Origin of the sequence: Mesorhizobium sp. M7A.F.Ca.MR.362.00.0.0 (assembly GCF_004023175.1) — a bacterium.
Classification (GTDB): Bacteria; Pseudomonadota; Alphaproteobacteria; order Rhizobiales; family Rhizobiaceae; genus Mesorhizobium.
In genome coordinates this window covers 1-924 of sequence record NZ_RZTF01000721.1, presented here as the reverse complement: position 1 = coordinate 924, position 924 = coordinate 1, and the positions used below count along the sequence as shown (strand labels likewise).

Here is a 924-nt window from a genome sequence, read left to right as displayed (position 1 = left end):
ACCTGGATCATCCACCCCGATCCAAGGCGCGCGAGAATGGTGTTGATCTGCCGCGAGACCTCGTTGCGCTCGGCGTCCGTCGAACTCTCACTGTCGGGGCCGGCAAAATACCAGCCGGCCATCAGCGAACCGTCCTTCAGCAGGATCACGCCGTTGTCGACGAGACCTGCGTAGGGAACGAGATCGGCGAAGGATGGTCCAGATTGGCGGAAAGTCTTGAGTGCGACCATGAGCGCCTCAAAACCTGCGCCATGGCGTCGATGTGGCCCGATAGTACGGCTTGTACGAGATGTGACGGATGTAAACCCGCCGCATCATGGGATCGGACTTCGCCATCATGCGAAGGGCCGCGACGGCGAGCAGCCAGATCGCGACGCCGAAGAGCGCGGCATACCAGGTCAGCACGACGAAGATCAGGATCACCGAAGCGAGGCCGGTAAGCAGAACCAGTTCCCGGTCTGCTCCCATGAGGAGGTTGGGGCGCGAAAGCGCTCTGTGCACGCGCGAGCGCGCGAGATTGGCGCCTGACTCAGCCATCGGCCCCCTCCCCTGCCGCTGCAATCGAGGCCTGTGACGGCGCCTCTCCGATCGAGGCGCCCGTAGCGCCGAACAGGGCGACGATCTGAGTGGCGCCGAGCAGGATGCCAGCGACGAGCACGACATAGACGAGCCGCCGCGCGAAGTCGTTGAGCTCGCCGCCGAAGATCAGCATGCCACCGGCGATCGCGACGGCGGCGAGCGCAATGAAGCCAGCCACCGGACCGGTGATGGACTGCTGGATCTGCTGCAGGGGAGATTCCCAGGGCAGGCCGCCGCCCGAAGAGGCAAGGGCCGGATCGGCCAGGCTGACGCAAGAAAGGGCGGCCAGCGCCGCAAAGGCCCAAGTGATTTGTGTCTTACGCGACATGGCTGTCCTCATCGATC

General features: G+C 64.5%; 3 protein-coding genes. All 3 read right to left on the bottom strand.

Going from position 1 to position 924, the window contains the following annotated elements; all coding sequences use genetic code 11:
* Positions 1-230 (bottom strand): hypothetical protein (locus EOC06_RS44575; protein ID WP_245470421.1); only part of this gene is annotated, 230 nt, incomplete at its 3' end.
* 7 nt (positions 231-237) lie between these two features.
* Entirely contained in the window at positions 238-537 is a 300-nt protein-coding gene (locus EOC06_RS37125; RefSeq protein WP_095482561.1) for a conjugal transfer protein TrbD, read from the bottom strand.
* Positions 530-907 (bottom strand): TrbC/VirB2 family protein, encoded by a 378-nt coding sequence (locus tag EOC06_RS37120; protein WP_095482560.1) that lies wholly within the window; start codon positions 905-907, stop codon positions 530-532. The genes EOC06_RS37125 and EOC06_RS37120 overlap by 8 nt, the downstream gene beginning before the upstream one ends.
* Positions 908-924: the final 17 nt, after the last annotated feature.